This window comes from Pedobacter glucosidilyticus DSM 23534 (assembly GCF_000425145.1).
GTDB classification, from domain to species: Bacteria; Bacteroidota; Bacteroidia; order Sphingobacteriales; family Sphingobacteriaceae; genus Pseudopedobacter; species Pseudopedobacter glucosidilyticus.
Genome location: NZ_AULF01000055.1, coordinates 1 through 7816 on the forward strand (window position 1 = coordinate 1; position 7816 = coordinate 7816).

At 35.2% G+C, this 7816-nt stretch carries 5 protein-coding genes; all 5 read left to right on the top strand.

Going from position 1 to position 7816, the window contains the following annotated elements:
- Positions 1-1416, top strand: a 1416-nt coding sequence (locus H510_RS20255; RefSeq protein ID WP_036692832.1) for a hypothetical protein, incomplete at its 5' end; no start/stop codon positions are given.
- Positions 1416-4778, top strand: coding sequence for a hypothetical protein (locus H510_RS0112675; RefSeq protein WP_026904665.1), 3363 nt, complete (start codon positions 1416-1418; stop codon positions 4776-4778). The genes H510_RS20255 and H510_RS0112675, both read left to right, overlap by 1 nt.
- Before the next feature lie 6 nt (positions 4779-4784).
- The gene (locus tag H510_RS0112680) at positions 4785-5093 is read left to right on the top strand and encodes a toxin-antitoxin system YwqK family antitoxin (protein WP_026904666.1); all 309 of its coding nucleotides are present in this window, start codon (positions 4785-4787) and stop codon (positions 5091-5093) included.
- Positions 5094-5105: 12 nt separating this feature from the next.
- A complete protein-coding gene (locus H510_RS0112685) occupies positions 5106-5624 on the top strand; it encodes an endonuclease V (protein WP_211226574.1) in 519 nt (172 codons plus the stop codon).
- Between the two features lie 259 nt (positions 5625-5883).
- On the top strand, positions 5884-7816 hold a 1933-nt coding region (locus H510_RS18875; protein ID WP_036692835.1), incomplete at its 3' end, for a hypothetical protein.

Sequence of the window (7816 nt, forward strand, 5' to 3'; positions counted from 1 at the left end):
ATCTTCCAGTTTTTAGATGCAGCAGCCTATTTTGGTTTTCATGCCTCTACAGATAAAGGACAAGTAAAATTAAAGCACACCGGGACAGTACAGATTAAAAAAGGAGAACAGATTTATACTGATGTCATCCAGAATTTCTATACCAAAAATAATCTTTACCTGTATATCCAGGGCGACCGTACCCGCAGCTATAATTTTTATGATAATTACCTTATAGATGATGTCTCTGCTAACAGTCTTAAAATAGGTGATACAGAAAGTACATTAGCAGAGGGAGCTTACCAAACTGATGGCTGGCCATTGTTGATCCTGAGCGACTCTCAGAACCATAGCGAGACAAGCAACAAGCTTTACTTGCAACTGGTAACGGATAATAACCAAAATGCTATGTTGTATGGGCAGGTGGCGCAAATAGATAATGCCCAGGCGAACAATTTTATAGATGCAGATAACCTGAAACAACCTGTTGATACGGAAGGTAATGAAAGTATATTCACCAAAACCATTGCCCTCTCTAACCCGGCAAGCGGAGCAGCAGGAACAAAATACACCATCGCTACTTTCAATATCCTGCTTTACCAGGGGAAAACATACAGCTACCTGGCCGGGCAGATCATCAATGAGGATAATGTAGAAGAAGACGTTTACGCATCTCCTAATTTTTTTGATGATGTATTTGGCGAATTACAAGCCACGCCCTTATTGCAGGCTACTATAGATAATTCATATAGCAGTATTACTTTCCAAAGGCTTAAACTGATTAATCATTATTATGATCAGAAACAGCAGGGTATCACTGCCGTACAAACCACCTTGGTAAATGATGAAATAGCAACCATTGCAAATGAGCCTAACTTAGAAAGAGTTACCTACATTACCGAGGCTATTGATATATTAACCAATGTAACCTCGGTTAGCGGCAGCCTCACAGCCCGTACAAATAGTTCTCCGTCTGTTGGAGGTGCAATTGATGGAAATAATACCTACAAACTACCAGAACCTTTTTATTACAGTTTACAGCATTTTACAGACGATACAAGTTTAATAAATGGTATTCTGTTAAAGACTACTGACGAAAGCATGCCATCAAAAATTATATTGGGTTTAAGCAAAGCAGAAAATGACGAATTAATGAATCTTATAGAAGACGGCAGCTTTAGCAATGCCTCTGTATTTATGATGGATATGTTTGAAGATGATAATTTGTTTATTTCTCCTGAAGATATAAATTACCAAAAATATAGGGTAGGTATTGTAGGAGAGAAAAGCGACGGGAAGCTAATGTTGCAGTTGCCCGAAACGGATATTGTTATCTATTCCCTAGACAGGAAGTATCATTTTTTATTAGCGTACAGTGAGTATATGGAGGACATGGAAGAGTATGATCCTTATTTCACCTTAAACCCAGTAATATAATGGAAACAGTAATTCTAAAAACTGATGGTACCCCTGTAAGGCTGGAAGATTATTTTATCCATAAAGAGTTTGATGTAGATGGGTTTTTGATTGGGTTTGATTATGTAGATCAAAATGCTAAACTTATAAAATACAGGTACTATCAAATAGGGGACTTTAAGTTAGCTGACAGAAAAGAAGAAAATTTGAGTGGCTATTATGTAGAAAGCGACTTTTTAACATATATCCAAAGTATTGGTTATGCCTATGTGAATTCAATTGAAGTATTACAAAAAGGTTCAAAATATAATTTCAATAATCATCTTGCATCAGTTGGAGATCCTATTCAAATAGTAAAGGTAGATTTTAGTGCTCCGTATAATCATTACTACAAGCAAATAAAATATCAGTTTAATATAGAATCTACACTCGGAAGTACAGAGATTAGAAAATACAAGAAAAAGATAGAAGAGAACTTTAGGTTTTTAGGATATGAGATACCTATTCCGGATGTTGCTACTTCTACAATTGATGAGGAAAATTTGATGAATACCCCAACGGGTTACTTCTATAGCAAAAACTTTGGAGATGTGGTTGACAGTTGGACCGTTTCTTCCACCTACAAAGATTACTTTAAAAAAATGACAACCTTGATAGCATTTAAGGTGTTCTATATTGTAAGAGATCTTTTTCCAAAAATATTGACTCAGGCCGAAATGTTGAAAGTTGATAACGCTGCCGATAACACGAATCCTGATATAAGCTATTTGACCGATTTAGAACAGGTTTTATTCACTTTAAAGAAAAATTGGGGCTTTTATTATAATCCTTCAGCATCACCAGATTTGGTACATAGGCATTCTTTTGACCCAATATTTAATTTAACTCCCGAATATGAGCAATATGGTTATTATTTTAGAGGGGTAGTAGCTTTTTATGATGGCTTGTATAGTGTTCAAGATAGATTGGTGCTTATGGCACCTGATAAACGATTAGGATATTTATTACAAATTCTTTCTGTAAATGCTCTAATAGCTATTCCATTTAATGTAATTTTAAATACATTAAGAGATTTTGTCAAGAGAGATGGAATTTATGAATATCAGGAGCAATTCATTGTACGATTGGTTATTTCTATCCAACCTTCTTATGCAGATAGATTTCTCGATTTTCTTTTGGGAAAAGAAAATGGTATAAATACAAATTTTGAAGCGCTCTACAGTCTTTTGGATGATGCCAGATTAGAAAGAATAACTATCGTGAATTGGTTTGTTGATGAACAAACCAATAGGAAGTATTTTGCATATGCAGTAAATAAACTATGGACTATATCAAAGTATAATATCAGCTATATACCAGCGGGAACAACTGCTGTTTTTGGAGACATCAACCCCAATGCATATTTCATAGAACATCCGGAAGAACTTAAACTAGAAAGTGTTCTAACCTTTTCTAGCATAACAGATTCCAGTGGATACGCCACTACTGACACAAAGATTTATTTCGAATCTTCCTTTAAAGGCAAAACAATAAAAATTGATGAACTAAAAGAAACTGTACGATACTCCGGTGTAAATACTGTGGGCACAACTTCCATTTCTTCAAGAATAGAGGTTAAAGAATTTGGTTCTTTTCATTTATATCATCCAGTTACACTAATTGGATATCAACCACACCAGGATTTGCAAACAGATCCACCAAATCTTGTTGTACCTCAACAGACAGTAGTACCTGCTTTCCTTTTTCATTTTATAGAAGAATATGACCGTTTGGCAGATTTTGATGCTGCCATATCATTAGCAGTAGATCTTACCGTAGAAGTCTTAATTACTTATTTTACAGGAGGTCTAAGTGCTTTAAAAAACATAGGTTATCTTAGGCACACTACTAAATTAGGTCAGGCCTTAAGAGGTGCTTTACCAACTACAGAATCTGTCTTGGTATGGCGGGGATTAGAGGCTGCAAGTGAGAGTGTTACAGTACTAGCAAGTACGCTGGTCTTAATACAAGATTATTTGATTGCCGAAGAGAATGACTTAACAAAAAGAGCATATAAGCAAAAAGTACAAAAAATATTTTTATCACTTCTTTTTGGGGGTGCAGCAGGAGCTATTGCATCACGTGTAAAAGCTGTTGAAGATGCAAATTTTATCTTAAGAAATATAGATGGCAGTCCCCCATCAATTCCATCAATCCCCCAAAGTGTACATGGAATAACCGACGAAATACTAGACTTGTTAAGGGATCTTGTCGGCAAAAAACAAGTAACCTTATCAGTATTTGCAAGTAGGCTAAATAGTCTTGATTTGAATAGTGGAATAAATCATATATGGGCTAAATATATCTTATTAACAGATGAGCAAAAACTAAAATTTTTAAAAGACTTTGGCAGCTTAGATGATGTAAAAGATATAGAACAATGGAGAAGGTTAAACAAAGGTACTAATGGTTCGTATCTAGATAACTGGTTAAATTTATCAGAAGCTGGTATTGCAGAAGCAAACTATATTGATTTTGTTACTAGTAACCATAGGGTAAGTTCTATTTTACGGTATTATCAGGAAACTTCTTTAAGGAATGTTATTGAAGGACTTTCATATAAAGATAAAATTAAGTTTTTAGATGATTTTGGTAATGCTGAAGCTGATTTTTTTAATCGACTAGAAGTCAATCCATATCTTGTTAAAGATTGGAGCAATCTTAATGGTGAAAGAAAATTATTTGCAAAACAATATCCATGGGTCTGGATTGAGGAGGCTATCGTTGCTGCAAGGTTTAGGAAATTATATATTCGACCTAGTTCATTATATAATAAAATAACTAATTCTGAAATTTTAGCAAAATTTGGGCAAAGGGGTGTTGATTTAGTAAATGAAGTTGAAAATAAAGTTTCTCAGACAAGATTATTATTTGTAAAAAACAATCCATTAAGAGAGAGGACTTTGGTTTCAGGTATGATAGATAAGGAGACAGGGGAAATGTCTGATTTGTTTTTTAACTATTTAAAAGAGGAAACAGCGTTTGGTGGAGACTATCACAATTGGATTAATAATTATGGACCTAATGAACCGTATTTACACCCTAATATGCGACTAAGATATGATCAAACAAATTTTGTTAGAAATAATGGATATGGTTATAACATGAATAACAGAGAAGATATTGTTTTTACAGGTGATTTTATGGCGGCTCATGCGGAAGTCAGAGCTTTGAATCATTTGGCTTGTAAAAAATTTGGAAATAATTTAGTTGAAACCGCTGATTTTGACAATTGGATAAAGAACAATGTGTTAGGATATAACAGTTATTTAGTTAAAGACGGAATTCAGCATACTTGTGCGGATTGCTTCTATCTTACAGATTTAGTAACCTACATAAAATAGAATAAGATGAGCCTAAGAGTAAAATATGAAGATTTGGAAACTGTAGGATTTGATGGAGGAGGAGGGGAAATTTTGAGTTATCAGGGTCAGGTTTTTACAGGAACCATAGTACAGTTTGATGAAAATAATAATTTAATTTGTGAGGAAGAATTTAAAAATGGCCATTTAGGGGGGGGGCAAAGAACGTTTTATCCCAATGGTCAAATGGAACAAGAGTACTTTATCAAATACAATAAAAATTACGGGTTACATAGAAAATGGGACGAAAGTGGCACTTTAACTTATGAATATAATTGGGGGCCAGAGCCATTATAACTTTTATTATACATGAATACCTCGGATAAGATTATACTGGCAATGGATGTGCATTATAGAGAAAATGTAGCTAAAGCAGTTGGTGCATTATTCAAGTGGGAAAGTGATGCGCCAAATGAGCTGATTGTGAAATATATAGATGATGTTTCTGAATATATTCCGGGTGAATTCTATAAAAGAGAATTGCCTTGCATTAGAGAAATTATAGACTCAGCTGATCTTAATCGTATTGCCGTTATTATAGTAGATAGTCATATATACATTAATAATAATAGAGAATATGGTTTAGGGGGAAAACTTTGGCAGGAATTAGGACAAAGAATACCAGTTATAGGAGTAGCAAAATCATCTTTTAAAGATAATCAGGAGACTATTACGCCCATAAAAAGAGGAAATAGTAAAAAACCATTGTATATCTCATCAATTGGAATTGAACTAGAAGTCGCAGCAAGGTTAATATTAAATATGAAAGGAAAATATAGACTACCTGATATACTTAAAACTTTAGATAGCGTAACTAAAGAGAAGTAAAACTTTTAAACTAGGTAACCCTAGTTTGGTGCAAGTATGCATCTGGGGAATTAGGGAAGAGTACTTGTGCCTTCTTAATAGAACAGCATAAAATAAATGATTGACAAATGAGCAGAAAATACAAATTTCGGAAGCAGGACGAAACAATTTTAGACTTATTAAAAAAGATTAATATAGTCTTGAATAACAATAGCTAAAAGTAACTGAAAACAGTTCCTTTAAGAAAGGATAAAGAATAAAAAGCATAAACCAGAAAAACATGCCAACAACAGCAGTAGCTAAAAGATATTATCCAAAACTATCAGAAGTCATTACTTTAGATGATTTACCCGAGTTCTTATCCTTCGCCCGCGAAGGATTAGCAGGTATCTTTGATAAGATCCATTACAAAAACCTGCAATATTCTAAAAGCTATCGGGGTGATGCTGCCTTCTACAGCCTGGATATTGTCTCAAGGGAAATTGGCTTAAACCTGCCTTTTGGCTTACGTTTAATCTTGAACCCGGATGAACAAGGAGATCCCAATATTTCATCTTTCCCCATTACTCTGGAATACCAATGGGAAATATTAGCTTATCTACGGGCATTTAAGTTATCAGGTTTTTCTTTCACACCAGAAGCATTCTATGAGCTGGGCTTACAAATATTCAGGGTATCAGAAGACCAGGTATTGGCGCATACCCTAAATTATTTTGTAGAACCAGCCAATGATACTACAAACAAATTTGAACAGTTGGTTAATGATATCAATACATTTTATCCATCAGCCGGCCTGGTTTTACCCTCTGGCGAAGAACCTACTGTTGCTGGTGTTGTATCTTTAATTAATCAAAATCCTAATATACCACAAAGTGTTTCGCCTTTAATGTTTGGCCTTTATTTGTTTGATGATGATTTGGAAATTGTAAATACCCGTTTACAGGAATTCTATAATCTCATTGTACCAGAAGGAATAGAAGCATTTATCCGTAAATTAATCATACCAAAAGCAAGGGTAAGCTTACAGCTTTCTGCTGCTATAGAATTTCCTACAACAGTATTGCAACCTGTAGATGTAAATGGCAATATTGTACCGGGAACCACTAAATTCAAATTTGCAGAAGCCATACTCTATGCAGATACAGAAGCAGGCATTGGTTACAAGGCGCAAATTGGAGGCTCATTGATCCCTCAATATTCGCAGATTGGTAATACCGGTTTAATTATAGAATTTACCAATGCCTTACTGGATTTAAGCAAGACTACCAACATTCCACAGGCAGATGCAGCAGGTTATAGCAATGATTTTACTGGTGTATTTATACAATCAGCAACCATCGGTCTACCCAAAACCTGGTTGCAAAACGAAGATGCTCCTCCAAGTTCAGTACGTATTACAGGTAAAAACCTATTGATAGGCACCGGAGGTTTCTCTGGCACCATAGCTTTAAAACGAGATAACGATACCGATTTACTCCATAAAAAAATTGGTGGTTTCGAAATAGGCCTAAACGCTTTTGATATTACATTTCTTCAAAACAGCATCATCAGTTCTAATATTCGCGGTAGCTTAAAAGTAAAAGGTTTTAAAGATGCTTTAGGCAACGATGCTGAGATTGCTGTATTAGTCAATTTTGATGGCAATGGAGATTTCAACATTACCGCCATTGAAGCAGACGGGATTCCGTTGGTTATTGAAGGCGTGTTTACCTTCTTTGTAAAAAGCTTAACCTTAGGCAAGCAAGATAGTAGATATTTTATTGGCACTACCGGAGATTTACTGTTTGATCCACAATCTGCCGTTGGGAAAATATTTGATGGTCCTTTAGAAATTGGTTTAAAGATTTGGGACGATGGCAGCATCCAGCTGCTAGGCTTAGATGGTGCCTTTAAGCTTAAAACACCTAAAAAGTTAGTATTAGGTCCTGCTGCTATCACCATTACCGCCATCCACCACGGTACGCATGAGCAAGTGCATAATGGCCTACTCAGAAAATACTGGTTCTTTGGTTTTGATGGAGGAATAAATATTAACCCCGGAGGGATAGATGCCCGTGGAGATGGTGTAAAGCTATACTTCACGGTAGATAATGGACCTTTACATGTTTTCTTTAGGATACAGAGCATCAGCATTGATTTGATTATCCCTGCCAAAAGCAGTGCGGCAGAAGCGGCTGTTATCATCAAAGGTTACCTGTCTATGAAACAACCAT